This window comes from Cryobacterium arcticum (genome assembly GCF_001679725.1).
Lineage (GTDB): Bacteria > Actinomycetota > Actinomycetes > Actinomycetales > Microbacteriaceae > Cryobacterium > Cryobacterium arcticum_A.
Window position 1 is genome coordinate 84,934 of sequence record NZ_CP016282.1, and the last position, 24,591, is coordinate 109,524.

The window sequence follows — 24,591 nt, forward strand, 5'->3', positions numbered from 1 at the left end:
TGTCGCGCCCTCCGTGCCAGGAGAAAATGAGATCGTCATGACCGTTCCTTCCGCCCGTCCCACCGCCCCGGATGCCGCCGCCTCGCTGGGCCGTTGGCATGCCGCCCGGCGACGGTCCGTGACCGGAGCGACGGGCAACCTCGCCCTCATCGAAACCCGGTGGCTGCCGGAGGGGACCGACCCCGATGCCGCGTTCGCCGCGGCCACGACGGAGGCCGCCGCCGCGGTCACGGTGACGCGCCTGACCCGGCGGAACCTCGACACCGATGAGCCCGAGCACGGGTTGCGGTTCTGGGATTCCGCGAGCCCCGCGATAACGGCGTTCGAGCAGATCTCGGCCTTCGAATACAACCCCGACTGGGTCATCGACGCCGAGTTCACCCCGGTCGCGGCGGAACGCACCATCCCGTTCGAGCACATCCGCGACAACGGGGGCAGCCGCCAGCTCCCGGTGCCGGGAGACATCACCTTCAGCCGTGACGGCGTCGACTACTCACTGAGCGCCTTCGACGACGACGGCACCCTGCTGCTGGTCTTCGGCGACGCGACCAACCGCCATACCGGTGACACGGCCACGTACTCTTCGGGTCGTTTCCTCTTCGTGCGGCGCCCCGAGACAGCCGATGGCCTGGGCTTCGGCGACGCCGGACCCGTCACGCTGGACTTCAACCGGGCCTTCGTGCCGCCTTGCGGCTTCTCGGTGCAGTACAACTGTCCGCTGCCGCCGGCGCAGAACCGCTTCACCGGGCCCATCGAGGCGGGCGAGCGCGAGGTCGTCTTCGGCGGCGACTTCGACATCTACGCTCTCTAGCCCGGCCGCCGGCCGCCGCCGCCCCAGCCCGTCACACCCGCACACAGCACCACGCATCCCGCACACAGCACCCAGGAGCACCATGAAGAAGAACATCGCGTTCGTCGCGCTCGGCCTCGCAACCACCCTGTTGCTGGTCGGCTGCGCCAGCGGCGCCGACTCGTCCACCGCATCCGCCGGTGACGCGACGATCGAAATCGGATCGCTCTACGAGCCGCAGAACCTGAGCAACTTCGGCGGCGGCGGCCAGGGCGTCACCGAGGCGTTCAACGGCAACGTCTACGAGGGCCTCTACAAGCTCACCGACGACGGCAGCGTCGAACCCCTGCTCGCCGCGAGCAACACCGTGAGCGACGACGGCCTCACCTACACCTTCACGCTGCAGGACGGCGTTTCCTTCCACTCGGGCAAGGCGCTCACCTCGGCCGACGTGAAGGCCAGCATCGACGCCGTACTCGCCGACGACTCGCAGTCCGCGCGCAAGAGCAGCTTCGGTGCGATCACAAGCATCGAGACCCCGGATGACAAGACTGTCGTCGTGACCCTTGCCGAACGTTCGATCTCCTTCATCTACAACCTCAGCTACGTCTGGATCATCAATGCCGACGCCACCGACCTCGAGAGCACCGAAGACGGCACCGGCCCGTACGCGCTGGGTGACTGGAAGCGGGGCAGCTCGCTGAGCCTGACTCGCTTCGACGGCTACTGGGGCGACGCGGCGGCCAACAGCGAAGTGGTGTTCAACTACTTCACCGACGCCACCGCGCTGAGCAATGCGCTGCTCACCGGCGAGGTCGACATCGTCACGAGCGTGCAGAGCCCGGATGCGCTCAGCCAGTTCAACGACAACGCCGACTACGTCGTCAGCGACGGCGACTCCACCACTAAGGAGGTCCTGGCCTTCAACGACCGTGTCGCACCGTTCGACAACGTCGACGTGCGCAAGGCTATCTATTCGGCCATCGACACCAAGAAGCTGCTGAACTCGATCTGGGGCGACTACGGCACCCTGATCGGCTCGATGGTGCCCCCGACCGACCCCTGGTACGAGGACCTCACCCAGGTGAACCCCTATGACCCCGACCTGGCCAAGAAGCTGCTGGCCTCGGGCGGGCAGCCGGACGGCTTCGAGTTCACCCTGGACACCCCCAGCTACGACCCGCACCCCGTGGTCGCCGAGTTCGTCAAGAGCGAGCTGGCCAAGGTGGGCGTGACCGTGAACATCAACACCATCAGCGCCGACGAGTGGTACACCAAGGTCTACAAGGCCCAGGACTTCACCGCGACGCTGCAGGAACACGTCAACGACCGCGACGTGGTCTGGTACGGCAACCCCGACTTCTACTGGGGCTACAACAACCCGCAGGTGACGCAGTGGGTCGGCGAGGCCGAGGCATCCACCACGACGGATGAGCAGACCGCCAAGCTCAAGCAGGTCAACGAGCAGATCGCCCAGGATGCCGCGAGCGTCTGGCTGTACCTCTACCCGCAGATCGTCGTGGCGGCGAGCGATGTGAGCGGATACCCGGTCAACGGGCTCAACTCGCAGTTCTTCGCCTACGACATCGTCACCGAATAACCCACCCGGCCTCACCGCCGCAGAGCCAGACGAGGCTAGCCCCCACGCCCCCACGCGGGGGCTAGCCTTGAGGTCGCATGATTTCCTATCTACTGCGCCGGAGCGCCTTCCTCCTGGTGTCTTTTGTCATCGCCATGGTGGCCATCTTCGTGCTGCTGAGGCTGCTGCCGGGGGACCCCTCGAACGCGCTGCTCTCGGTCACGGCCACGCCCGAGCAGATCGCAGCCGCGCAGGCCCAGGTGGGCGCCGACCGCCCGGTGCTCGAACAGTTCTCAACCTGGTTCGGTCAGCTCGCCCGGTTCGACCTCGGCGAGTCGTTCATCAGCTCGCTGCCCGTGGGCCCCGAGATCTCGGCGCGGCTCGCGGTCACGGTTCCGCTCACCCTGCTGGCCTTCGCGCTGGCCCTGGTGATCTCGCTGGTGGCCGGCTTCGTCGCCGCCACCAGGGCCGATCGCTGGTACGGCATCCTCATCTCCGGCATCTCCCAGCTCGGCGTGGCCGTACCTGTGTTCTGGGTGGGCATCCTGCTGGTCAGCGTGTTCTCGGTGGGCCTGCGCTGGCTGCCGTCCGGCGGGTTCCCCCGCGACGACTGGGCGGACCCGGCCGATGCGCTGCGGTCGTTGGCCCTGCCCGTGATCACCGTGGCCGTGGTGATGAGCGCCTCGCTCACCCGGTACGTGCGGGCGGCCACGCTCGATGTGCTCGGCAGCGACTACCTGCGCTCGGCCCGCGCCCAGGGCTCCGGCCGCGGTGAGGCGCTCTGGCGGCACGGGCTGCGGAACGGCGCCGTGCCGGTGATCGCGATCCTCGGCATCGAGCTGGCCACGACGTTTCTCGGAGCCGTGGTCGTGGAGAGCGTCTTCAGCCTGCCGGGCCTGGGCAGCATGCTGCTCAAGGCGATCCAGCAGCACGACTACCCGAACATCCAGGGTGTGCTCTTCGTGAGCACCCTCGTGGTGCTCGTGATCGGCTTCCTCGGCGACGTGGCGCAGCGACTTGTCGACCCGCGCCTGCGCGTGAGCATCTCGGGAAACCGATGAGCGCCCCCGTTCTGGCCGAGACCAGCGTCGTCGCTCCGCGCCGGCGCCGTTCCTGGACCCTCGGAGTGGGGCTCGTCCTGGTAAGCCTGGTTGTGGCGATCGCCCTGCTCTCCCTGGTCTGGCTGCCGTACGCCCCGGCGGACACGACCGGGAGCCGGCTGGAGGGCGCTAACCCCGCGCACTGGCTCGGCACCGACAAGCTAGGCCGGGACCTCGCGACCCAGCTCATGATCGGCGCCCGCATCGCCCTCGTGGTGGGCCTGGGCGCCGTCGCCGTCGGCGCCCTGCTCGGAGTCACCGTCGGCCTCCTGGCCGCGTTCGCGGCGGACTGGCTCGATGACTCGATCTCGGCGGCGCTCGACGTGGTGATCGCCTTCCCCGTGCTGTTGCTGGCGATGCTCATCGTGGCCGCGCAGGGCGCCTCGCTCGTCTCCGTGATCGTCGCGATCGGCCTGGCGATGTCGGCCGTGGTGGCCCGGCTCACCCGGGTGCTCACCAGGCGGGTCCTCGCCGAGCAGTACGTCACGGCTGCGCGCACCTCCGGAACCCGCTGGCCCGGCATCGTGCTCCGGCACATCCTGCCCAACATCTGGCCGACACTGAGCGTGAACCTCGCCCTGCAGTTCGGTGTGGCGGTGCTCGCCGAGGCCAGCCTGTCGTACCTGGGGCTCGGCGCCCCGCCGCCCAACGCCTCCTGGGGCCGGCTGCTGCAGGAGGCCCAGGGAACCGTCGTGACCGCCCCGCTCGGCGCCGTCGCTCCGGGCATCGCCCTGATCATTCTCGTGATCGGCGTCAACTTCATTGCCGACGGCCTACGCGACGTCGCCGACCCCTCCCGACGGGACAGCCGATGACCCTGCTCTCTGTGACGAATCTCGGCGTGCACACCTCCACGGGGCGGGCCCTCGTGCACGACCTCAGCTTCGACCTGTCCGCCGGCGCCCGACTGGGGCTCATCGGTGAATCCGGCTCCGGCAAGTCGGTGACCTCGCTGGCCGTGACCGGGCTGCTCGCCCCGGGTCTCAGGGCCAGCGGCAGTGTTCGACTGGACGGCGTAGAGGTCGTGGGAGCCGCCGAACGCATGCTCGTCCCGCTTCGCGGCCGGGTGGCATCCGTCGTGTTCCAGGAGCCGCTCACCGCGCTCGACCCGTTGATGCGCATCGGCCGGCAGGTGGCCGAACCCCTCCGGAGACACCGTGGTCTGACCGGCAGCGCCCTCCGCGCGGGCGTCGCCGAGGCGCTCGCCGAGGTGAGCCTCGACGACGCGCGCCTCAGCCGCGCCTACCCGCACGAGATCTCCGGCGGTCAGCGGCAACGGGCCGCCATCGCGATCGCCCTGGCCAGCCGCCCGCAGCTGCTGATTGCCGACGAACCGACCACGGCGCTGGATGTGACGGTGCAGGCGCAGGTGCTGCGGCTGCTCGGCGACCTCGTCGAGGCGCGCGGCATGGCGTTGCTGTTCATCAGCCACGATCTCGCGGTGGTCTCGGCGATGACGAACGACGTCATTGTCATGTCGGCGGGCACCGCCGTGGAACGCGGGGCGATTGGCGCCGTGTTGCGGGCGCCGCAGCATCCGTACACCGCCGAGCTCGTGCGGAGCGCCCGGTCACTCGACGAGATGCTGGGGGAGCGCGCATGATCCTGGAACTCCGAAGTGTCTCCTACCGGTACCGGGCGGGCGCGCTCGCCCTCGATGATGTGTCGATCGGCGTGGCCGCAGGTCAGAGCGTGGGCCTGGTCGGCGAATCGGGCAGCGGCAAGTCCACCATCGTGCGGCTCATGCTCGCCCTGGCTCGGCCCACCGCCGGGTCGGTGCTCTTCGAGGGGCAGCCGATCGCTCCGGCGTCGCTCCGGCGCTTCCGGTCCGCCGTGCAGACGGTGTTCCAGGACCCGTATTCGTCGCTGGACCCCCGCCAGAACATCGAGAGCATCGTGGCCGAGCCGCTCCGCTCGCTCGGGCTGGCCCGCGGTGACGAGGCGTGGGCGCAGGTGACGGCGGCGCTCGCCGCGGTGGGTCTGCCCGCCGATGTGCTCGGCCGGTACCCGCACGAGTTCTCCGGCGGCCAACGGCAGCGCATCGCTATCGCCCGGGCCACCGTCTGCCACCCGCGGCTGCTGCTCGCCGACGAGCCGGTGAGCGCGCTGGACGTGACCACGCGCATCCAGGTGATCGACCTGCTCGCCGAGCTGCGGGCCTCCACCGGGCTGGCCATCCTGATGGTCTCGCACGACCTCAGCGCCATCGCCGCGCTCTGCGACGAGACCGTGGTGCTCAACCAGGGCCGGGTGGTGGAGTCCGGGCCGACCGCGAGCATCCTGACCGCGCCCCGCGAGGACTACACCCGGCGCCTCGTCGCGGCCGTGCCGCGCCTGCCCGCCCCCTGACCCGCACGCGAGTCGACCCCGAGTACGCCCCGCACGTCGGTCGAGCTTGTCGAGACCTCGTGGGCGGACACGTTTACGCTGGTCGCGACCGCGGGCATGTCACCGGGTCTCGACAAGCTCGACCGCCGAGGTGCAGACCGCGTCGCCAGGTCTCGACAGGATCGACCAGGGGCTGCGGTCGACCGACGGATGCGGGGCTACTGCAGGCCGTCGACCGAGACCAGGCCGTCGTGGCGGCGGCCGTCGAAGATGATCGTGGGGATCTTGACGGTGGCGATCTTCTCTTCGACCAGGGTCTTGTTGGCGGCGATGATGCCCGTCACCTTCGCCGAGCCGGCCTCGGCCACGACCACGTCGATCTGGTCGGCGCTCAGGCCGAACTCGTCGAGCCAGCCCACCAGCGTGGAGGTGGCCTCCTCGGCGTCCATCGAGTTGATCGCACCCTGCCAGGGCAGGCCGGCATCCGTCTTCTCGGTGAAGATGCGCTTGAGCATCTGCCAGTCGACCGGGGTGTCGGCTCCGTCCAGCGGGTGCAGCCGCAGGGCCTCGAGGTATTGCGTCACGAGCAGCGAGTTGGGGAACTTGTAGCCCTCGGTGCCCGCGATCGGGTACGCGATGTAGGTGAGGTTGTGGGTGGACTCGAAACCGGACTCCTCGATGTTCGCGAAGAGCGCCTTGCAGAAGGTGCAGCCCGGGTCGATGACCTCGACCGCGATCGGGTTCGCGGCGTCCTCGGCGAGGTACGTGGCGTTGGCCGGCAGGTAGTCCTCGGAGGTCCAGGTCTGGAAACGGGCCGGAATGGCCGCGAAGGTCTCGCCGAGGCTGGCGAACTCGTTGCCGAACGCGCCGAGCACGTCGAATGCACCCAGCGACTCCATGAAGCCGGGGGTCTCGTCGGGGATCGAGCAGGCTTCGGCGCCCAGCGTGCAGGATGCCGAATCCTGCTTGTTGCAGGTGCCGTAGACGTAGAGGTTGACGGCGCTTTTGACCACCGTGTAGCCCGACCAGATTGTGGTGACGAGAACGAGCACCGCCAGGATCTCGAGGCCGATGCTGGCCGGACGCACCAAGGCGGGGCGGCGGGCGGCTACGGGTGCGAGCAGGTGATCCTTGATGTCCTGCTTGAAGGTCGTGTCGCAGGGCCGGAAGGTGACCCGCCGCCAGGTGCAGTTCCAGGCCTTGCCCACGTAACGCCGGTACCGCGCCGAGAAGGCGGCCATGACGACCAGGATGATGAATGCCGCGATACAGAACACTTAGGAGAGGCCTTTCATCAGCCGAGTGAGGGCCCCGGTGGCGGCGTCGATGTCCGCCTCCGTCGAGTGCAGGCCGAGGGAGAACCGCAGCAGCGGCGGGAGGCCGAGCCGCTCCTTGAGGTGGTGGTGCGCACAGAAATAGCCGCTGCGCACCATGATCTGGGAGTGCGAGAGGAACACCGCCAGCCGGTGCGAGTCCTGCGCGGGCGCGTACACGCTGATCACGGGGCTGGGCGCGTCGTTCAGCAGGGTGAGCCCTGGCACCGCGGCGAGCCCCTCGAAGAGTCGGGTGGAGAGGGCGCTGATGTGGGCGGCGGGGCTGAGTCCGCCGGGGCGGATGCCGCCGAGCCAGTCGATCGCCCGACCGAGCGCGATGATCTCGCCCCAGGCCTGCAGACCCGGTTCGAGCAGCGCTCCCGGGTCGCCCTGCACGAGGTCGAAGTCGTCTTCCCGCACGTCCGCCACCATGCCGCCGCCCACGAAAGAGAGCTCGAGCGATGCGAGCAGTTCGTGCCGGGCCACGACGACGCCGAGACTCGCGCCGTACATCTTGTGGGCGGAGAAGCAGAGCGCATCCGCGTCGGTCTTCTGCAGCAGCGCCCGTGCGTGCCCCATGGCCTGCGCGGCGTCGACGATGACGATGCCGCCGCGGGCATGGGTGTCGCGCACGAGGTCGCTGAGGTTGGTGAGCAGCCGGCCGTCGATGTTGGATGCGGCGTTGACGACCACGACGGCCTTCTCGAGCTGCGCCGGTTCGTAGAGCAGGGCGCCGTCCGCGGCGCGATCCAGCACGAGACGCTCAACACCCAGCCGGCGGGCGGCCGTGATGGTGGGCAGGAACACCGAGTTGTGCTCGATGTGGCTGGTGACGACGCGGTCGAAACGCCCCAGCGGCAGCTGGTGCAGCAGCAGGTTGAGGCCGTAGGTGGTGTTGAGAGTGAACGAGACGGCGTGGTTCCTGGCCGAGAGCCCCAGCAGGCCGAGCACCGCCTGGCGGGTGTCGGCCACCTGGGCGTCCACCTTCTGTCCCCAGGCATACTTCACCCGGCCGCCGCAGGCGTTGTAGGTCGTGTAGTAGTCGGTGAGGGCGTCGATGACGCTCTGCGGCCGCAGGCTCTGGCAGGCGGCATCGAGGTAGACCTCGCCGGGCTGCAGATAGCCGAAGTCGCCGGTGCGGCTCGTCTCGAGCGGGCCGGGCGAGCGGCGGAACAGCGTGCTGCGCTTCATTTTCTCAACTCCCGGCTCAGCTTAGAATTGCCGCTGAACCGCCAGTGGGGACCAAAGTCCCGTTTGACCGGGTGAGAGCCCCTTTACACAGCTAGCTCCAAGCGTCGGGCGAGGTACGGAGCGGTGCGGCTGTGCGGATGCGCCGCCACGGCCGCCGGGGTGCCCTCGGCCACGATGCGCCCGCCCGCGCTGCCGCCCGACGGTCCCAGGTCGATGACCCAGTCCGCAGCCGACACCACGCCCATGTCGTGTTCCACCACGACCACCGTGTTGCCGGCGTCGACGAGCCGGCCGAGCTGCGTCATCAGGAGGTCGACATCGGCCGGGTGCAACCCGGTGGTGGGCTCGTCGAGCAGGTACAGCGTGTGCCCACGGCGGGCGCGCTGCAGTTCGGTGGCCAGTTTGATGCGCTGCGCCTCGCCGCCGGAGAGCTCGGTGGCGGGCTGGCCGAGCCTGAGGTAGCCCAGGCCCACCTCGCGCAGGGTCTCCAGGCTGCGGGAGGCGCTGGGCACGTCGGCGAGGAAGACCGCGGCGGCATCCACCGTGAGGCCGAGCACATCCGCGATGGTCTTGCCGTTGTAGCGCACCGCGAGGGTCTCGGCGTTGTACCGGGAGCCGCCGCAGGCGGGGCAGGGCGCGTAGCTGCCGGGCAGGAAGAGCAGCTCGACGGCCACGAAGCCCTCGCCCAGGCAGGTGTCGCAGCGGCCGCCGGCCACGTTGAAGGAGAACCGGCTCGCGGTGAAGCCGGCCGCCTTGGCTGCGGGGGTGGCTGCGAAGGTGGCCCGCACGGCGTCGAAGAGGCCCGTATAGGTGGCCAGGTTGGACCGCGGGGTGCGGCCGATGGGCTTCTGGTCCACGCGCACCAGCCTGTCGATGGCGCCGGCGCCGGTGACGGCGTCGACGATCGTCGTGGCCCGGTCGGCGCCGGCCTCGTCCTCGTCTGTCGACTCGTCGTCGTCGGCAACGGCCGTGGCTGTGCCGGCGGGTATTGCGTCGACAGAGCCTTGGCGCAGCTCCCGCCCCACGGCATCCGCGAGGACCTTGCTGACCAGGGTCGACTTGCCAGACCCGGAGACCCCGGTGACGGCGGTGAGCACGCCCAGGGGCACCTGGACGTCGAGGTCCACCAGGTTGTGGCGGGTGACGCCGGTCAGGCCCAACCAGGAGGCGGCCTCGCGCGACGCCGGGGCCGCCTCGCCCGGGCTGGTCGGGAACAGGTAGCCGCGGGTGACCGAGGTCTTCACCTCGGCCAGGCCGGCGACCGGCCCGCTGTAGAGCACCTCGCCGCCGCCGTCGCCGGCGCGCGGCCCCACGTCCACCAGCCAGTCGGCGCGGCGCACGACATCCATGTTGTGCTCGACCACGAAGACCGAGTTGCCGGATGCCTTGAGCTGTTCGAGCACCACCAGCAGGGGTTCGGCATCGGCCGGGTGCAGGCCGGCGGAGGGTTCGTCGAGCACGTAGATCACGCCGAACAGGCCGCTGCGCAGCTGGGTGGCGATGCGTAAGCGCTGCATCTCGCCCGGGGAGAGAGTGGGGGTGGCGCGGTTGAGACTGAGGTAGCCCAGCCCCAGATCGATGAGCACCGTCAGCCGGCGCACCAGGTCGCCGGCCACGGTGACGGCCACCTCGGTGACCTCGCCGGACTGGATGGAGCGGTGCGAGCCGGCTGCGCCTGTGAGTTCCGCTGTCGGGCGGAGGACGTCGGCGAGTTCGCTGAGGGTGAGGGCGTTGAGCTCGTTGATCGGTCGACCGGCGAACGTCACCGCGAGAGCCTCGGCGCGCAGGCCGCTGCCGCCGCAGAGTTCGCACGGGCCGGTCTGCACGAAGGCGAGCACGCGCTGGCGCATCTGGGCGCTCTTCGAGTCGGCCAGTGTGTGCATCACATAGCTCTTCGCGCTCCAGAACCGGCCCTTGTAGGGCTTGGCCACCCTGTCGCGCTGCGGGGTGACTTCCACGACGGGCTGCTCCTCGGTGTACAGGAGCCAATCGCGGTCCTCCCGGCTGAGCGACGCCCAGGGCGCATCGATGTCGTAGCCCAGCCCCGCGGTCACATCCCGCAGATTCTTGCCCTGCCAGGCGCCGGGCCAGGCCGCGATCGCGCCGTCCCGGATGCTCAGGGTCGCGTCGGGCACCAGCAGCGGCTCGGTCACGGTGTGCGAGATGCCCAGACCGTGGCACACCGGGCAGGCGCCCGTGGCCGTATTGGGGGAGAAGGCATCGGAGTCCAGACGCAGGTCCGACCCGGCCGGGTAGGTGCCGGCGCGGGAGTACAGCATCCGCATCGAGTTGGACAGCGTGGTGACGGTGCCGACGCTGGAGCGGGAACTGGGCGAGCCGCGGCGTTGCTGCAGCGCCACAGCCGGCGGCAACCCGGTGATGAGGTCCACGTGCGGGGTGTGGCCCTGCTGGATGAGCCGGCGGGCGTACGGCGCCACGGACTCGAAGAAGCGGCGCTGGGCCTCGGCGAAGATGGTGCCGAAGGCGAGCGACGACTTGCCGGAGCCGGAGACGCCTGTGAACGCGACGATGGCGTCACGGGGGACGTCGACGTTCACGTCGCGCAGGTTGTTCTCCCTGGCGCCACGCACGCGCACGAAGCCGTCGGCGCCGGGATTCTCAGCGGAGTCGAGGGGGATGGCCGGGGTGGTTTCGGGAGAGTGAGGCATTCGATCGACTCTAGTTCGACCCACTGACAGAGAGCCGGGACAGATGCCCCGGGCGGAGCCCGTGGCCCGCGCCCGACGGCTCCCGCACGGAGGGCGTATCGTGGAGAGGTTGATCCGGAAAGGCCCCGCTCCCATGCGCCGCACCATGTTCAAGTCCAAGATCCACCGCGCCACCGTGACGCACTCCGCCCTGCACTATGTCGGGTCGCTGACGGTCGACCTCGACCTGCTGGATGCCGCCGACCTGCTTCCCGGCGAACTCGTCAGCATCGTCAACGTCAACAACGGCGCCCGCTTCGAGACCTATCTGATCGCCGGGGAACGCGGCAGCGGCGTGATCGGCGTCAACGGCGCCGCGGCGCGGATGGCGCACGAGGGCGACCTGGTCATCATCATCTCGTACGCCCAGATGGGCGACAAGAAGGCCCGGGCGTACGTGCCAACGGTCGTGCACGTGGATGCCCGGAATCACATCCTGGCCGTCGGAAGCGACCCGGCTGAAGCGCTCGGCGACGACGTAGAGCGGCCGCCGTCGGCAGTCTGACCTCTGCTTCCCGCACACCCCGGGAACCCGTGCTAAGCGCTGGATAAACCCCTGTCCAGAGGCTTTTTTACCGCTCAGAAAAACTTATCCACAATGTGCAGATCCAGCACACAAAAGTGCGATATCGAGCTATTCTCACTGCATGTCCACCATCGCAGACACCTTCGTCACCGGCACCTCGCCGGAGTCCCTCGTGCCTGCCGTTTCGCCCACTGTCCCGGCTGCCGATACGCCTGCCGGCACAGGGCCCGATTCGCTCGTGGCCGCCGCCGGCGCGGTCACCCGATTCGGGGCCTGTAGCGCCGACTTCGACGCCCTGCCGGATGCTGAGCTGCTCGCGGCCCAACGCGAAATCACCCGCCTGCAAGCCCTCACGACCACCCGATCGGTGTGGGTGGCCAAGGCCGTCGCGCACCGCTCCCGTCCCGAGCTGGGCCAGTCCGGCCTGGCCGCGCAACAGGGCTTCCTCAACCCGGGCGACTTGATGCAGGAACTCACCGGGGCCAGCAAAGCCGACGCCCGCAAACTCGCCGATGTCGGCCGGATGCTCGCCGACAGTGACGCGGCGGAAGCCGCCGCCGCCCGCGCCCGGGCCGACGCCGACGGCCGGGCCGACGCCGACGCTGATGCCGGCGCGGGCGACGGGAGTGAGGCATCGCCGGCCCTGGCCCCGGTGGAGATTCCGGTGCTGGCCTGGCACACCCCGATCGCCCATGCGGTCGCCGATGGGACGCTGTCCGCCGCGCAAGCGCACGCGATCCGCACCGGGCTGGGCAATATCGACACCGTCGTCACCGCCGACATCCTCGCCACAAACCTCAAGACTCTGCTGGAGGAAGCCCGCACTCTCACCATCGACCAATTGATCCGCCGTGCCCGGCGGATGCGGGACCGTCTCGACGAAGCCGGCATCGGCAAGCGCGAACAGAAGGCCTGGGACGACCGGTACCTGCGGATCTGGACCCTCGAAACCGGGCAAGTTCGCATCAACGGGCTCTTCCCACCCGAGCAGGGCGAGTACATTCGCTCCGTCGCCGACAGCCTCACCGGATCCCGCCGCGGCGGGGTGCACTTCGTCGACCCCGAGCGGGCCGCCTGGGCCAAAGCCGTGCAAGACGACCCCCGCAGCACCGACCAGCTCACCGCCGACGGGTTCATCGAGCTGATCAAGGCCGGCGGCACCGTCAACCCCCACCGCATGCTCGGCGGCCGCACCCCCGCCGTCCGCATCCTCAAGACGCAGCGCCCCATCGAGCCCGCCGCAGGCGATTCTGCACCAGAGCAGTCGAGCCCGGTCGGAGAATCCACGCCAGGCCACGCCACGACAGGGCACGCCACGACAGGCCACGCCACAACAGACCACGCCACACCAGGAGAAGGACCACCACCAGAGCCGGACGATGTCCTCGTTCCCCTCCCCGACGGCACTGGCCACGGCTACATCGAAGGCAACCCCGCCCCGGTCTCCCAAGAAACCATCGACCGGTTGATCTGCGACTCCGGCACCCTCGACATCACCTTCGACCCATCTGGCCATCCGCTTGATGTCGGCCGGGAAGAGCGGCTGTTCACGATGGCGCAACGCATCGCCCTGGCCGCCCGCGACGGCGGCTGCATGTGGGGCGACTGCGCCAAACCGCCCTCCCAAACCGAGGCCCACCACATCGATCACTGGAAACGCGACGACGGCCGCACCGACATCCGCCTCGGCATCCTGCTGTGCAACCCGCATCACCGGCTGTTGCACAACCAGGGCTGGCAGATTCTCGAAGACCAGGGCCGCTACTGGTTACGACCACCCGTCACAGTCGATCCCGGGCAACGCCTCATCGAACTCCACAGCAAGAGCCCCGCAGCGCTCGACCAGCAGGAATACGGCGGGCACTGACACACAGTGCGGCGAGGGCGCGGGTCAGTGGCCGCCGTCGACGAGCTTGAGGCCGATGACGCAGCCGACCAGGCCCAGGATGAGCAACACCTTGAGCAGCGAGGCCGGCTCACCGCCGAACACCATCGCGTAGAGCACCGTGAGCGCCGCACCGATGCCCACCCACACAGCGTAGGCCGTGCCGATCGGGATCGAACGCATCGCCACCGCGAGGCCGGCCATGCTGAGCACCAGCGCCACACCGAACACCACGGTGGGCCAGAGCTTGGTGAAGCTCTCGGACTTGCCGAGGGCCGTGGCCCAGACGGCTTCGAGCACTCCGGAGACGATCAAGATCAGCCAGGACATCAGACACCACTCCCGTGGCCAGTCTTGTCGCTTACCGGGTACTGATCCCTCGTCCGGAACCGCAGGAAGCGGTCTATTTGAAGAATAGCCGGGCACCCTGTGCAGTCGCTGCGCAGAGTGCCCGGCCGGGGGCATGCGGGTCTTAGGCCGTCGCGAGAATGTCCACGACGAAGACCAGGGTGTCGGTGCCGCTGATGCCGGCCTGGTCGTTACCCGTGTCGCCGTAGCCCTGTGCGGGCGGGATCACGATGACAACCTGGGAGCCGACGGTCTGGCCGACCAGGCCCTGACCGAAGCCGGGGATGACCTCGGAGGTGGAGAAGGAGGTCGGACCGCCCTTGCCCCAGCTCTGGTCGAACACCTTGCCGGTGCCCCAGATGACGCCGGTGTACTGCACGGTGACGGTTCCGCCATCCGCCACGGTCGCGCCATCGCCCTTCTTGAGCACCTCGACACCGAGGTCGGCGGGCGGATCGGTCTTGGGCACCGTCACGGTGGGGGCACCGTCATCGGCGAGCTCCACGGTGGGGAAGCCGTCCTGCGGCTCCTGGTCGGTTCCGGTGGCGCGGGTGGGCACCTTGTCCTTGATGTCGATCACGAAGAGCATCTGGTCGGTGGCTGCAACGCCCAGGTCGGTGTTGCCGGCGTCGCCGAAGCCGTCGGCCGGCGGGATGACCACGGCGACGCGGTCGCCGACATTGGAGCAGGCGACACCCTTGAGGATGCCGGGGATCACGCTCTGGTTGTTGACCACGTTCACCGTGAGCCCGGCTTCCTCGCCGTAGCCGGCGGAGCTCAGCTTGGCTCCGGTGGTGGCGTTGTACGCGGCGTAGGAGATGGAGACGGAGTCGCCCTCCTCGACGGCGTCACCGCTGCCCTCGGTCACGACGGTGCGTTCGGTCGCCTTGGCGGCCAGCGGGGTGTCGAAAGTGACGGTCGGTTCGACGCCGGCATCGCCGGCAACGGTCACTGCGTCCGAGGTGCTGCCGGGATCCGTGCACTCGAGCGCGGCAGCGGCCGTCGCCGAGGGCGTCGCCGCCGTGTCGGGCGATGCCGCGCAGCCCGTGAGGGCGAGGGCGGCGACTGCCGTCATGGTCAGGAAGGTAGGAAGTGTGCGCACGCAGAAGTCTCCAGTCAGGGTCGGGCCTCGTACAGTCTGGACCCTGGACCTATGGATGTGCTGAATCGGGAGTATCCGACGAGTGGCTGCGGCCCCACAAGACGGGACTTTGGTCCTCTGGTGGAGCCCGTTCGGAGTTCTAAACTGGCTTCACGGCCTCCAGAATTGCTGAGGCCGAGCTGGTCGATGGTGACCGAACCCACCGACAGTGGCGCCAGATTCATCTCGGCACCTTCGCTTGATTGACGCCCTGCCTCACGCAGTCGAAAGCCGCTCGATTTTCGTGAATGTGCATCAAGAGAAAGAGTCCCTCGTGTCCGACCAAAAGTCGACCTCGGCCAACGCCGTCACCACCGACCGCTGGGAGAGCCTGAAGCGCGAGTACTACATGCGTACCCACCGCTCGGCGCCCATCGGCTATCTGCCCTCCGCCGGCCCGGCCTCTACCGTGGCTGACCCGAACGCCGAATAACCGCTGCCTCAGCGGTAGCGCGTGCTGGCCCGGAAATAGGTGCGGCTGGCGGCGTAGTAGATGTACTGCAGTTCGCGCGGCACGTCATCCGTGTCGTAGAGCACCTTCTCACTGAGCAACAACGGCGCACCCGGCGCCAGGCCCAACGCCGCACAGGTGTTGGGGTCGCCGTGCAGGGCCTCCACCGACGTCGAACTCCGCAGCAGCGGAAGGCCGAAGTGGCGCTCGAACGACTTCGGCAGGTCGTCGCCCGGTTCGGCCACGAACGGCACCCGCGGCGTCACGTCGGGCGCCCAGTAACAGGTCTCCACACAGAACGGCACGCCCGCCGAAGAGATCAGGTACTCGGCCATCGACACATCGGAGTCGACCGACAGCTCCAGCTGCGCGCGGATCACCGGGGACCCCGGAACGACCTCGGCATAGATCTGAGCGATGTCGTACACGTCGACAGCACCGTCTGGGAGGCCGTCGTCATAGCGTTCGCTGGCGTCGAGCGGCAGGCCGATCTCCACCCCGTCGAAGCTGTCCCGCACCTGCGTGCCGATGCGGGGCAGCCGCTCGACCAGCCCGTCGTCGGCCAGCTGGCCGAGCGCCCCGCGCACGGCCTGTCTGGTGGTGTTGAACTGGCGCATCACGGTGGCCTCGACGAGCATCTCGCCGGTCTGCACGACCCGGGTGCGGATGGCGGTGCGCATGAGCGCGTAGACCCGCCGCACCTCGTTCTGTTTCGGTTCGTTCAGGATGCGGGCGGCCGCGGCGCGCCGGAAAGCCGCGCGTTCTTCGTCGCGGGAGTCGTCCACGGGCATGCGTCCCTCCGGAGGTGGGCGGGCTGCCGGTGTTCGGCATTCGTTCCACGATAGGGGAGAGTCGGCGGGCCCGGGGCTGGTCCGGGCGGGACGGCGTCAGGCGTCGGGTGCTCGATAGGCCCGCAGTTGCACCGGCGGCAGGGCGAGGATGGCCCCGATCGCCGGGAGCACCAGCAGTGCCGAGAGGCCGAAGAGGAGCGGCATGCCCTCGAAGTAGGCCTCGGCGAGGGTCGAACCGGACGCCTGGAGGGCATCCAGCCGGTAGGTGAGCACGGCGCCGAGCACCACAAGGCCGATCGCGCCGCCGAGGGTGAGGAAGAAGCCGACCGAGGCGCTCATCGAGCCGACGATGCTGAACGGCACGGTGGTCTGCGCCGTCAGGGTGAGGTTCTGCAGCACCGCGCCCAGGCCGCAGGCGATGAGCACCGTACCGGTGACGGCCAGCACGGTGGGGGAGAAATCCATCAGGAAGAGCACGGCGTTGCCGGCGAAGAGCGCCAGCGCCCCCGCCACCATGACCGGCCGCACCCGCCCGGTGCGGCTGATGAAGCGGCCGGCGACGAAGGCCGAGGCCACCGTGCCCAGCGCCATCGGGGTGAGCAGCAGGCCGGCGGTCGCGGGCATCAGGCCCACACCCAATTGCAGGTACTGGGTGATGAACACCGACCCGCCGAACAGCGTGGTGCCGGCGAAGAAGGCGGCCGTGATGCACAGGAGCGGGGTGCGGGCGGCCAGCAGGCGCAGTGGCAGGATCGGGTCGTCCGCCCGCAGCTCGACGAACCACGCGGCCACGAGGGCGATCACCCCGACGCCGCCGGTGACGGCCGCCAACACCACGGAGTCGTTCAGAGTGGGCAGCACCGACACACAGATCAGCAGAGCGGTCACCCCCACTGCGATGAGGCCGGCGCCGGCGAAGTCGGCCCGGAGCGGCTCGGTGGGGGTGCGCACGATGCGCAGGGTGGCGGCGATGACGATGATCGACACCGTCGCGGCGGGCGCGCTGAGCAGGAAACACCACTGCCAGCCCAGCCCGGGGGTCTGCACGATCAGTCCGCCGAGCAGCGGGCCGCTCAGGGTGGCGGTGGTCTGCATGCTGGTGAGCCAGGCGTTCACCCGGCTGCGCTGCCGCGGCTCCACCAGGGCGGCGATGACGATCACGATGAGCGCCAGGACACCGCCGAGGCCGATGCCCTGCAGCGCCCGGCCCACGATGAGCTGGGTGGTGGTGGGCGCGAGTCCGGACACAAGGGAGCCGACCGCGAAGAAAACCAGCCCGGCCTGCAGGATGCCCTTGGGGTTGAACCTGTCGCCGAGTTTTCCCCAGATCGGGATGCTCGCGGTGTTCCCCAGGATGGTGGCGGCCACGATCCAGGTGGAGTGCGCGGTGGGGCCGTCGAGGTTCTGCAGGATCGACGGGATGGAGGTCGCCACGATCGTGGCGCTCAGCCCCGCCACGAACTGGGCGATCAGGAGCCCGCTGATCGGCACCATGACCGCGCGGAGCGAGGGCGGGCGGGACCTGTCGGTCTGGTCGGTCTGCGGCTTCAGTGCGGTCACGGTTCTCCCTGTCCCCTCGAGCTTGCCAGCGCTATGTTGCGTGCGGATTGCGCCGGGGCCGCACGGGCCGCCGGGGGATGACGGGCGTATTGCGCCGCGTGCACACGGCCCGTGAACGGGACCAAGGTCCGGTCGGCTCGCACGGATGCGCGATATGATGAATTTATGGAACCGCTGAGTCAGACCTTCAATGACACCTTCACGGATGCGAACCGCCCCCTCTATGAGGTGAAGGCCAACCTGTTCAAGGGGCTGGCGCATCCGGTGCGGGTGCGGGTGCTCGAAGTTCTCGCGAACGCCACCGGCGACCTGTCGGTGACCGACCTGCTCACCGACACCGGGCTGGAGGCCTCGCACCTCTCCCAGCACCTGTCAGTGCTGCGCCGGCACAACCTGGTGCTGGCCGAGCGCCGCGGCAGCCTCGTCTTCTACCGGCTGGCCTACCCGCAGGTCGCCGACCTGCTCGCGGTGGCCCGCCAACTGCTCGTCGAGATCCTCGAGACCACCCAGCAGAACCTGGCCAACACCGTGGGGTTGCCCAGCCTGGTTTCCGCCGGTGCCGCGTCGAGCGACGCGGTGACCCGATGAGTGCCATCGGCACCGCCGCGGGCCGCACCGGCCGCTACCTGCGGGCGCTGCTGCCCAGCTGGCAGGACTACCGCGACGTGAAGCGCACCTGGCGCGGCGACATCGTCGCCGGCCTCACGGTGGGCATCATCGCGCTCCCGCTCGCCCTCGCGTTCGGCGTCAGTTCCGGCGCCGGGGCCGAGAGCGGCCTCATCACCGCCATCGTGGCAGGCGTCATCGCGGCCGTGTTCGGCGGCTCCAACATCCAGGTCTCCGGCCCCACCGGCGCCATGGTCGTGGTGCTCGGCCCGGTCGTCGCCGCGCACGGCGTGGGTGTCGTGGCGGTGCTCAGCCTCATGGCGGGCCTCGTCGTCATTGCCGCCGGCGCCCTCAAGCTCGGCCGCGCCGTCACCTTCATCCCCTGGCCGGTGATCGAGGGCTTCACCCTCGGTATCGCCGTCATCATCTTCCTGCAGCAGGTGCCTGCCGCGATCGGGTCGAAGGCCGGCGCGAGCAGCAACGCCTTCGTGGCCGCCGTGCAGTCCTTCCAGACCGTTGACTGGTCCACCGTGATCGTGCCCGTTGGCATGGTGCTCCTCGTCGCGGCGATCATGCTGCTGGCCCCGCTGGTGCACAAGAAGCTGCCGGGCTCGATCGTGGCCATCATCGTGGTCACCGTCATCGCCAACCTCGCCGACCTGCCGCTGGCCCGCATCGGCGAGCTGCCGAGCTCGCTGCCCTCGCCCATGCTTCCGCAGTTCGACCTGGGCACCCTGGGCTCGCTGGTGGGGCCCGCGCTCACCATCGCCGCGCTGGCCGCCATCGAATCGCTGCTCTCGGCCCGGGTTGCTGTGACGCTCTCCGACACCGGCCCGTACGACGCCGACCGCGAACTCGTCGGCCAGGGGCTGGCTTCCATCGCCTCGGGCTTCTTCGGCGGCATGCCGGCCACGGGCGCCATCGCGCGCACTGCGGTCAACATCCGTTCGGGCGGCCGCACCCGGCTGGCGGCCATCGTGCACTCGATCGTGCTGATCGGCGTGGTCTACCTGGCCACCGGGGTCGTCTCGCAGATCCCGCTCGCGGCGCTATCCGGGGTGCTCATGATGACCGCGGCGCGGATGATCTCGGTCGCCACTGTGCGCAGCATCATCGGCTCAACGGGCTCCGATGCCACGGTCTTCGTGATCACCGCTCTCGTGACGGTGTCGGTCGACCTCATCGTGGCCGTGGGCATCGGCATCCTGGTGGCGGGATTCTTCGCGCTGCGGTCGGTGTCGGCCTCCAGCGGCGTGCACCGCGAGGAACTGCCCGGCGAGCCCCAGCCCGGGGACGAGCGCATCGCCCTGTTCCGGCTCGACGGCGCCCTGTTCTTCGGGGCGGCCGAGCGGATGCTCGAACGCGTCAACCAGACCAGCCACATCACCGTCGTGATCATCCGCATGTCGCAGCTGCAGATCCTCGATGCCACCGGAGCCCGGGTGATCACCGAGATGATCCAGGCGCTCGAACGCCGCGGTATCACCGTGCTCGTCAAGGGCATCCAGCCGCGGCACCTCAAGCTCGTCACCCGGGTGGGCGTGATCACGTCGCTGCGGCACCGCAACCACCTGTTCACCGACCTCGACGCGGCGATCGAGCACGCCCGCAGCCACGTCAGCCGGGCCGCTGTGGCCGGCGGCGGCACGGATGCGGCCGACTTCGGCTGGACCTCGACCATCCGGTTGCCCCGGGACTAGGTGGTTCGCGGAGCCTCTGCGCCCGCCCTGGTCTGCCGAGCCGCAGGCTCCAGAGGCAAAAGTGCGGTTAAGAGGACGCGATCGGAGATCGCTTCCTCTTTGCTGCCGCTTTTCTTTTTTTCTGCTTACCTGCCGTCCGTTCGGGTGCGATGACGGGCGGCGGGCGGTCAGCGCGCCAGCGCGGCCAGCTCGGAGCGAGTGGACGCACCCACCTTGCGCAGCAGGTTCGCCACGTGGAACTTCACGGTGTTCTCGCTGATCACCAGTTCGGCCGCGATGGCCTTGTTGCGGGCGCCGGAGGCCACCAGGGCCAGGACGCCCTGCTCGCGCGGGCTCAGTCCCCACTCCGCGGCGGGGCTGAGCGGCGCCAGGGGCGCATCCAGTGGCAGTGAGACCGTCAACTCCGAGCCCCAGCCGGCCGTGGCCTGCACGTCGAAGCTGCCGCCGAGCGCGGCCACCCGGCCCGTGAGCGGGCTGACGCCGGGGGAGTCGGCCGTGAGGGCGCCGGCGCCGTCGTCGCGGATCTGGATGAGCAGGTTGCTGCCGTCGCAATCCCACTGCACCCGCACCCGGCTCACCCCGGACTGCTCGACCAGGGCGAGCACGGCGCCGCGCACGATCGCCCGGCCGGCGTGGGCCACCTCGCCGGGCAGGGCGCGCCCGTTCGCGGGCGGCTCAATGAACTGCACGTCGAGGTCGCCGAACCGCACGAGGGGCCGCAGGTCGTCGCGCAGCCGCGCGAAGGCCTGCGCCACCGGTTCCTCGGCCAGCGAGCGGTCCCGGTCGGACACCGCCCGCAGGCTGACCATGGCGCTGGCCGCCAGTTCGATCGCGGTCTGGCGGGCGGCCTCGGCGCTCACACTCGGGGCGCGGAGCACCGCCAGCAGCGACTCGAGCGTGGTCGAGTGGGCATCCGTGAGGTCGGCGATGAGCTTGGCGCGCTCGGCCGACGCCGCCCGGGAGTCCTGCAGGTAGGCGGGGGCGGCCGCCGCGACCTGCTGGCGGATGCTCGTGGCCACGAGCTGCCAGAGCCGGTCGATCATGGCCAGGGTCGATTCGGGGTCTGCGGCGCCGGCGGCCGTGAGCTCGGGGTCGGTGAGCACCAGCAGGGCGCCCGTCGACGCGGTCCACGCCGTGATCGGGCGGTCGGAGCCGCCGATCACGGCCCGCCGGCCCCACGGGTCGGAGTCGTCGGCAGCCAGGGCGCGGCGCACGGCGTCCAGCTCGGGCAGCGTGACCTCGTCGATGATCGCCTTGTCGCCGGCCTTCTTCTGCGGCCGGCCGGTGCAGTCCTCGGTGAAGATCACCAGGGCGCTGTGGCCGAGGAGGGGCCGCAACAGCTCGGAGAAGTGGCCCGCGATCTCGGGCAGGGGGCTGGCGACCACGGTCTGCAGGGAGCCGAGCAGTTCGATCGAACGGGACGTTCCGAGCGCTTTCATCGGATCAGCCTATCCGGAATCCGCGGCCCGTCCCGCCCGGCCCTACCCGTCCGGGTAGGACGGCTCCCCGTTCGGTGGGCCGCATGCCCACCCTTCGGCGGCAACCATAGAGGGATGGCCCGCACCGAACCCCTCCACCCTCCCGTTGCCGGCGTGCTCTCGTCGCTCCAGACGATCCTGGCCGAGAACACGGCGCTGGCCGCACGCCTGACCACGCCGGCCGGCACCGCCGACACCGCCGACACCGCCGACACCGCGGCGAACTCCGACGCCGCCGCGAACCTCGATGCGGTGGCCGACAGTCTGCGCACGGCCGACCGGATCTTCGTGCTCGGCGCCGGCCGGTCGGGACTGGCGCTCAAGATGACCGCCATGCGCCTGATGCACCTCGGCCTGCGCGTACACGTGGTCGGCGACGTCACCACCCCCGCGATCACGGCCACCGATGTGCTCCTGGCCGCCAGCGGTTCCGGCAGCACGGCCGGCATCGTGCGGGCGGCCGAGACCGCGCACGAAGTGGGCGCGACCGTGTTGGCCCTCACGACGGCCGCATCCTCCCCGCTGGCCGGCCTGGCCGACGTCACGGTGCTCGTTCCCGCCGCTGAGAAGCAGGACCACGGGGGCACCCGGTCGGAGCAGTACTCCGGCGGCCTGTTCGAGCAGGCCGTGCTCCTTCTCGGCGACGCCGTCTTCCACACACTGTGGCAGGCATCCGGAATCTCTGCCGCCGAGCTCTGGCCGCGGCACGCCAACCTCGAGTAGCCCCGCTTCCCCCCCACTTTTCCGCATGACCCACCGATAGACAGAAAGCAGATCCCCATGAAGCTTCAGGTTGCAATGGATGTTCTCACCACCGCCGACGCGCTGACCCTGGCCGGCCAGGTCGCCCCGCACGTCGACATCATCGAGCTCGGCACGCCCCTCATCAAGGCCGAGGGCATGCGCGCCGTCACGGCCATCAAGCAGGCGCACCCCGACAAGATCGTGTTCGCCGATCTCAAGACCATGGATGCCGGCGAGCTCGAGGCCGACCTCGCCTTCACGGCCGGCGCCGACCTCGTCACCGTGCTCGGCACGGCCGGCGACAGCACCATCACCGGTGCGGTCGCGGCCGCGACCAAGCACAACAAGGGCATCGTCGTGGACCTGATCGGCGTGGCGGACAAGGTCACCCGTGCCCGCGAGGTCACCGCGCTCGGCGCCGTCTTCGTGGAGATGCACGCGGGCCTGGACGAGCAGGCCGAGGACGGTTTCTCCCTGGACACCCTCCTCGAAGCCGGCGAGACCGCCAAGGTGCCGTTCTCCCTGGCCGGCGGGGTCTCCGTCTCGACCATCGCCTCGGTGCAGCGCGCCGGAGCATCCGTCGCCGTCGCTGGCAGCGCCATCTACAGCGCCGCCGACCCGGCCGCCGCGGCCGCCGAGCTGCGCGCCGCCATCGCCTAACCGCAGCGGCGAGTCGCGCCGAAAGCCCCTCTCAGCGCTGCTGAGAGGGCAGGATGCGGCACCTCAGCGAGGACGACCTCGCTGAACCGCGAAAAAGTGCCCCTTCACGATGCGTGAAGGGGCACTTTGCGGCAACTGGGGCTGGTCAGCCGAGCAGCAGTTTGCCGAGCTGATCGGTGGAGTGCACGACGGCGGTGGCCAGCGCGGCCTCCGCGGGGGAGCCGTAGCCCCACTCGACGAGGATCGTGGGGACCCCGTTGGCCGCGGCGCCCTCGGCGTCGTAGCTGCGGTCGCCCACCATGACGACCGCGGAAGTGTCCACGCCGGCCGCGGCGAAGCGCACGAGCGCCTCCTCGACGATGTCGGCCTTGGCGCTGCGGGTCTCGTTCTCGGTGGCGCCGACCATGACGGTGAAGTACTGGGCCAGTTCGAAGTGCTCGAGAATCGCGATGGCGGTGTGCTCGGGCTTGCTCGTGGCCAGCCCAAGCGGGATGCCGGCCTCGTGGATGCGCTCGAGCAGGCCGGCGACGCCCGGGTACACCGCGGTGTCCAGCGAGGCGGGGCCCTGGTAGTCGGCGCGGTAGACGGCGAGGGCCTCGAGGGCCTCGTCGGGGGTCATACCGGCGTACTCGCCGAAGGCGGCAAGCAGGGGCGGGCCGACGTAGGCCATCAGCTCGGTGTCGGAGGGAACCGGGCGGCCGAGCAGGGAGAAGGTGCGGGCCAACGAGTTCGTGATGGCCGGGGCGGAGTCCGTGATGGTTCCGTCGAGGTCGAAGAGGATGGCGCTCCAGGTGCGCGTCAAGGTGGGGTTCACTCGCAACATCTTAGGGCCGTAAGGAGCAAACCCTTGCATGTGAGGCTTGATCAGGGTATGAGCGACACGCCATTCCCAGCCGTCTCCCGCCCGCGACCTGCGGTAATTGTTGCCAGTCCGGACTTTTCCGCGCGGTGCGCCAGGACCAATTGTCCGCGCGGGAAACAGGTTTGGCTAGAAGAGCTTCGAGGCCGTGTCGTCCAGGCCGCGCATGGCGTCATAGTCGAGCACCAGGCAGCGGATGCCACGGTCCTCGGCCAGCATCCGCGCTTGCGGCTTGATCTGCTGCGCAGCGAACACGCCCACCACGGGCGCCAGGTGCGGGTCGCGGTTCATCAGCTCGAGGTAGCGGGTGAGCTGTTCGACGCCATCGATGTCTCCGCGGCGCTTGAGCTCCACGGCCACCGACGCGCCCGAGGCATCCCGGGCCAGGATGTCGACCGGACCGATCGCCGTCATGTACTCGCGGCGCACCAAGGTGTGGCCGTCGCCGAGCAGGTGGATGTGCTCGGCGAGCAGCTTCTGCAGGTGCGCCTCGACGCCGTCCTTGATCAGGCCGGGGTCGACGCCGAGCTCGTGCGCGGAGTCGTGCTGCACTTCGTAGATGCTCACGATGAGCTGGTCGGCGGTCTTGGCGTGCGTCACCGTCCACAGCTCGGTGATGCCGGCCTCCACCTGCAGCTCGTCGGGCTGCGAGACGGCCAGGCTGCACGGCGGGCTCATCCAGTTCAACGGTTTGTAGGAGCCGCCGTCGGAGTGCACGAGCAGGCTGCCGTCGGACTTGAGCATGAGCAGGCGGGTGGCCAGCGGCAAATGCGCGCTGAGTCGTCCGGCGTAGTCAACTGAACACTGGGCTATTACGAGGCGCACTGAACGAG

General features: G+C 69.6%; 23 protein-coding genes and 1 riboswitch. Of the genes, 13 read left to right on the plus strand and 10 right to left on the minus strand.

All coding sequences use genetic code 11. The annotated features are described in order from the left end of the window. Window positions 1-37: 37 nt before the first annotated feature. The 6 genes from PA27867_RS00380 to PA27867_RS00405 all read left to right on the plus strand — a co-directional run bounded on the left by PA27867_RS00380 (window position 38) and on the right by PA27867_RS00405 (window position 5,818). The gene (locus tag PA27867_RS00380) at window positions 38-811 is read left to right on the plus strand and encodes a DUF1684 domain-containing protein (protein WP_066591634.1); all 774 of its coding nucleotides are present in this window, start codon (window positions 38-40) and stop codon (window positions 809-811) included. An 82-nt stretch (window positions 812-893) separates the two neighbouring features. Next, the gene (locus tag PA27867_RS00385) at window positions 894-2,390 is read left to right on the plus strand and encodes an ABC transporter substrate-binding protein (RefSeq protein WP_066591637.1); all 1,497 of its coding nucleotides are present in this window, start codon (window positions 894-896) and stop codon (window positions 2,388-2,390) included. Window positions 2,391-2,467: 77 nt separating this feature from the next. Further along, on the plus strand, window positions 2,468-3,430 hold the full coding sequence (locus PA27867_RS00390; protein ID WP_066591640.1) for an ABC transporter permease: 963 nt from the start codon (window positions 2,468-2,470) through the stop codon (window positions 3,428-3,430). After that, window positions 3,427-4,284, plus strand: coding sequence for an ABC transporter permease (locus PA27867_RS00395; RefSeq protein ID WP_066591643.1), 858 nt, complete (start codon window positions 3,427-3,429; stop codon window positions 4,282-4,284). Before PA27867_RS00390 ends, PA27867_RS00395 begins: the two co-directional genes overlap by 4 nt. Then, entirely contained in the window at window positions 4,281-5,072 is a 792-nt protein-coding gene (locus PA27867_RS00400; RefSeq protein ID WP_066591645.1) for an ABC transporter ATP-binding protein, read from the plus strand. Before PA27867_RS00395 ends, PA27867_RS00400 begins: the two co-directional genes overlap by 4 nt. Continuing rightward, entirely contained in the window at window positions 5,069-5,818 is a 750-nt protein-coding gene (locus PA27867_RS00405; RefSeq protein WP_066591647.1) for an ABC transporter ATP-binding protein, read from the plus strand. Before PA27867_RS00400 ends, PA27867_RS00405 begins: the two co-directional genes overlap by 4 nt. Before the next feature lie 197 nt (window positions 5,819-6,015). Here the strand turns inward: PA27867_RS00405 and PA27867_RS00410 are convergent, their stop codons facing one another. The 3 genes from PA27867_RS00410 to PA27867_RS00420 all read right to left on the minus strand — a co-directional run bounded on the left by PA27867_RS00410 (window position 6,016) and on the right by PA27867_RS00420 (window position 10,970). Continuing rightward, entirely contained in the window at window positions 6,016-7,074 is a 1,059-nt protein-coding gene (locus PA27867_RS00410; RefSeq protein ID WP_066591648.1) for a DsbA family protein, read from the minus strand. Further along, a complete protein-coding gene (locus tag PA27867_RS00415) occupies window positions 7,075-8,301 on the minus strand; it encodes an aminotransferase class V-fold PLP-dependent enzyme (RefSeq protein ID WP_066591651.1) in 1,227 nt (408 codons plus the stop codon). It lies immediately after the preceding gene. A gap of 83 nt (window positions 8,302-8,384) precedes the next feature. Continuing rightward, window positions 8,385-10,970 (minus strand): excinuclease ABC subunit UvrA, encoded by a 2,586-nt coding sequence (locus PA27867_RS00420; protein WP_066591654.1) that lies wholly within the window; start codon window positions 10,968-10,970, stop codon window positions 8,385-8,387. Between the two features lie 133 nt (window positions 10,971-11,103). Here PA27867_RS00420 and panD point away from each other — a divergent pair, with 133 nt between their 5' ends. Continuing rightward, window positions 11,104-11,514: an aspartate 1-decarboxylase gene (gene panD, locus PA27867_RS00425; RefSeq protein WP_066591657.1), complete on the plus strand. Its 411-nt coding sequence runs from the start codon at window positions 11,104-11,106 to the stop codon at window positions 11,512-11,514. Window positions 11,515-11,656: 142 nt separating this feature from the next. After that, window positions 11,657-13,402 (plus strand): HNH endonuclease signature motif containing protein, encoded by a 1,746-nt coding sequence (locus PA27867_RS00430; protein ID WP_066591661.1) that lies wholly within the window; start codon window positions 11,657-11,659, stop codon window positions 13,400-13,402. A gap of 24 nt (window positions 13,403-13,426) precedes the next feature. Here the strand turns inward: PA27867_RS00430 and PA27867_RS00435 are convergent, their stop codons facing one another. Then, window positions 13,427-13,750, minus strand: a complete 324-nt coding sequence (locus tag PA27867_RS00435; protein ID WP_066591664.1) for a DMT family transporter — start codon at window positions 13,748-13,750, stop codon at window positions 13,427-13,429. A 13-nt stretch (window positions 13,751-13,763) separates the two neighbouring features. After that, a riboswitch (guanidine-III (ykkC-III) riboswitch) is annotated at window positions 13,764-13,827 on the minus strand. Between the two features lie 65 nt (window positions 13,828-13,892). Next, entirely contained in the window at window positions 13,893-14,843 is a 951-nt protein-coding gene (locus PA27867_RS00440; RefSeq protein ID WP_066591668.1) for an FKBP-type peptidyl-prolyl cis-trans isomerase, read from the minus strand. A gap of 340 nt (window positions 14,844-15,183) precedes the next feature. On the opposite strand from PA27867_RS00440, the gene PA27867_RS20475 reads away from it, so the two are divergent. Further along, complete coding sequence (locus PA27867_RS20475; protein ID WP_157109068.1) at window positions 15,184-15,342, plus strand: hypothetical protein; 159 nt, start codon at window positions 15,184-15,186, stop codon at window positions 15,340-15,342. A gap of 8 nt (window positions 15,343-15,350) precedes the next feature. Here PA27867_RS20475 and PA27867_RS00445 read toward each other — a convergent pair whose 3' ends face one another. Both PA27867_RS00445 and PA27867_RS00450 read right to left on the minus strand, forming a co-directional pair. After that, window positions 15,351-16,151, minus strand: a complete 801-nt coding sequence (locus PA27867_RS00445) for a GntR family transcriptional regulator (RefSeq protein ID WP_066591672.1) — start codon at window positions 16,149-16,151, stop codon at window positions 15,351-15,353. A 96-nt stretch (window positions 16,152-16,247) separates the two neighbouring features. After that, on the minus strand, window positions 16,248-17,711 hold the full coding sequence (locus PA27867_RS00450; RefSeq protein WP_167550807.1) for an MFS transporter: 1,464 nt from the start codon (window positions 17,709-17,711) through the stop codon (window positions 16,248-16,250). Between the two features lie 165 nt (window positions 17,712-17,876). Between PA27867_RS00450 and PA27867_RS00455 the strand changes: the two genes are divergently transcribed. Together PA27867_RS00455 and PA27867_RS00460 are read left to right on the plus strand one after the other, a co-directional pair. Next, window positions 17,877-18,299: an ArsR/SmtB family transcription factor gene (locus PA27867_RS00455; RefSeq protein WP_066591676.1), complete on the plus strand. Its 423-nt coding sequence runs from the start codon at window positions 17,877-17,879 to the stop codon at window positions 18,297-18,299. Further along, window positions 18,296-20,017: a SulP family inorganic anion transporter gene (locus PA27867_RS00460; protein ID WP_066591680.1), complete on the plus strand. Its 1,722-nt coding sequence runs from the start codon at window positions 18,296-18,298 to the stop codon at window positions 20,015-20,017. Before PA27867_RS00455 ends, PA27867_RS00460 begins: the two co-directional genes overlap by 4 nt. Before the next feature lie 167 nt (window positions 20,018-20,184). Here the strand turns inward: PA27867_RS00460 and PA27867_RS00465 are convergent, their stop codons facing one another. Next, the gene (locus tag PA27867_RS00465) at window positions 20,185-21,456 is read right to left on the minus strand and encodes a LuxR C-terminal-related transcriptional regulator (RefSeq protein ID WP_066591684.1); all 1,272 of its coding nucleotides are present in this window, start codon (window positions 21,454-21,456) and stop codon (window positions 20,185-20,187) included. A gap of 114 nt (window positions 21,457-21,570) precedes the next feature. Here PA27867_RS00465 and hxlB point away from each other — a divergent pair, with 114 nt between their 5' ends. Next, window positions 21,571-22,218 carry a 6-phospho-3-hexuloisomerase gene (hxlB, locus tag PA27867_RS00470; RefSeq protein ID WP_084020504.1) on the plus strand — a complete coding sequence of 216 codons (648 nt, stop codon included), beginning with the start codon at window positions 21,571-21,573 and terminating at the stop codon, window positions 22,216-22,218. Between the two features lie 57 nt (window positions 22,219-22,275). Then, the gene (hxlA, locus tag PA27867_RS00475) at window positions 22,276-22,899 is read left to right on the plus strand and encodes a 3-hexulose-6-phosphate synthase (RefSeq protein WP_066591688.1); all 624 of its coding nucleotides are present in this window, start codon (window positions 22,276-22,278) and stop codon (window positions 22,897-22,899) included. Between the two features lie 145 nt (window positions 22,900-23,044). Here the strand turns inward: hxlA and PA27867_RS00480 are convergent, their stop codons facing one another. Both PA27867_RS00480 and nucS read right to left on the minus strand, forming a co-directional pair. Further along, window positions 23,045-23,722 carry an HAD hydrolase-like protein gene (locus tag PA27867_RS00480; RefSeq protein WP_066591690.1) on the minus strand — a complete coding sequence of 226 codons (678 nt, stop codon included), beginning with the start codon at window positions 23,720-23,722 and terminating at the stop codon, window positions 23,045-23,047. Between the two features lie 165 nt (window positions 23,723-23,887). Beyond that, the gene (gene nucS / locus PA27867_RS00485; RefSeq protein ID WP_066591693.1) at window positions 23,888-24,583 is read right to left on the minus strand and encodes an endonuclease NucS; all 696 of its coding nucleotides are present in this window, start codon (window positions 24,581-24,583) and stop codon (window positions 23,888-23,890) included. Window positions 24,584-24,591: the final 8 nt, after the last annotated feature.

Coding starts and splice junctions, on each gene's coding strand:
- hxlA (WP_066591688.1), top strand. CDS start 22,276: ATGAAGCTTCAGGTTGCAATGGATGTTCTCACCACCGCCGACGCGCTG.
- hxlB (WP_084020504.1), top strand. CDS start 21,571: ATGGCCCGCACCGAACCCCTCCACCCTCCCGTTGCCGGCGTGCTCTCG.
- PA27867_RS00430 (WP_066591661.1), top strand. CDS start 11,657: ATGTCCACCATCGCAGACACCTTCGTCACCGGCACCTCGCCGGAGTCC.
- PA27867_RS00455 (WP_066591676.1), top strand. CDS start 17,877: ATGGAACCGCTGAGTCAGACCTTCAATGACACCTTCACGGATGCGAAC.
- PA27867_RS00465 (WP_066591684.1), bottom strand. CDS start 21,456: ATGAAAGCGCTCGGAACGTCCCGTTCGATCGAACTGCTCGGCTCCCTG.
- PA27867_RS00480 (WP_066591690.1), bottom strand. CDS start 23,722: ATGTTGCGAGTGAACCCCACCTTGACGCGCACCTGGAGCGCCATCCTC.
- PA27867_RS00380 (WP_066591634.1), top strand. CDS start 38: ATGACCGTTCCTTCCGCCCGTCCCACCGCCCCGGATGCCGCCGCCTCG.
- PA27867_RS00405 (WP_066591647.1), top strand. CDS start 5,069: ATGATCCTGGAACTCCGAAGTGTCTCCTACCGGTACCGGGCGGGCGCG.
- PA27867_RS00415 (WP_066591651.1), bottom strand. CDS start 8,301: ATGAAGCGCAGCACGCTGTTCCGCCGCTCGCCCGGCCCGCTCGAGACG.
- PA27867_RS00440 (WP_066591668.1), bottom strand. CDS start 14,843: ATGACGGCAGTCGCCGCCCTCGCCCTCACGGGCTGCGCGGCATCGCCC.
- PA27867_RS00385 (WP_066591637.1), top strand. CDS start 894: ATGAAGAAGAACATCGCGTTCGTCGCGCTCGGCCTCGCAACCACCCTG.
- panD (WP_066591657.1), top strand. CDS start 11,104: ATGCGCCGCACCATGTTCAAGTCCAAGATCCACCGCGCCACCGTGACG.
- PA27867_RS00420 (WP_066591654.1), bottom strand. CDS start 10,970: ATGCCTCACTCTCCCGAAACCACCCCGGCCATCCCCCTCGACTCCGCT.
- PA27867_RS00445 (WP_066591672.1), bottom strand. CDS start 16,151: ATGCCCGTGGACGACTCCCGCGACGAAGAACGCGCGGCTTTCCGGCGC.
- PA27867_RS00460 (WP_066591680.1), top strand. CDS start 18,296: ATGAGTGCCATCGGCACCGCCGCGGGCCGCACCGGCCGCTACCTGCGG.
- PA27867_RS00400 (WP_066591645.1), top strand. CDS start 4,281: ATGACCCTGCTCTCTGTGACGAATCTCGGCGTGCACACCTCCACGGGG.
- PA27867_RS00435 (WP_066591664.1), bottom strand. CDS start 13,750: ATGTCCTGGCTGATCTTGATCGTCTCCGGAGTGCTCGAAGCCGTCTGG.
- PA27867_RS00390 (WP_066591640.1), top strand. CDS start 2,468: ATGATTTCCTATCTACTGCGCCGGAGCGCCTTCCTCCTGGTGTCTTTT.
- PA27867_RS00395 (WP_066591643.1), top strand. CDS start 3,427: ATGAGCGCCCCCGTTCTGGCCGAGACCAGCGTCGTCGCTCCGCGCCGG.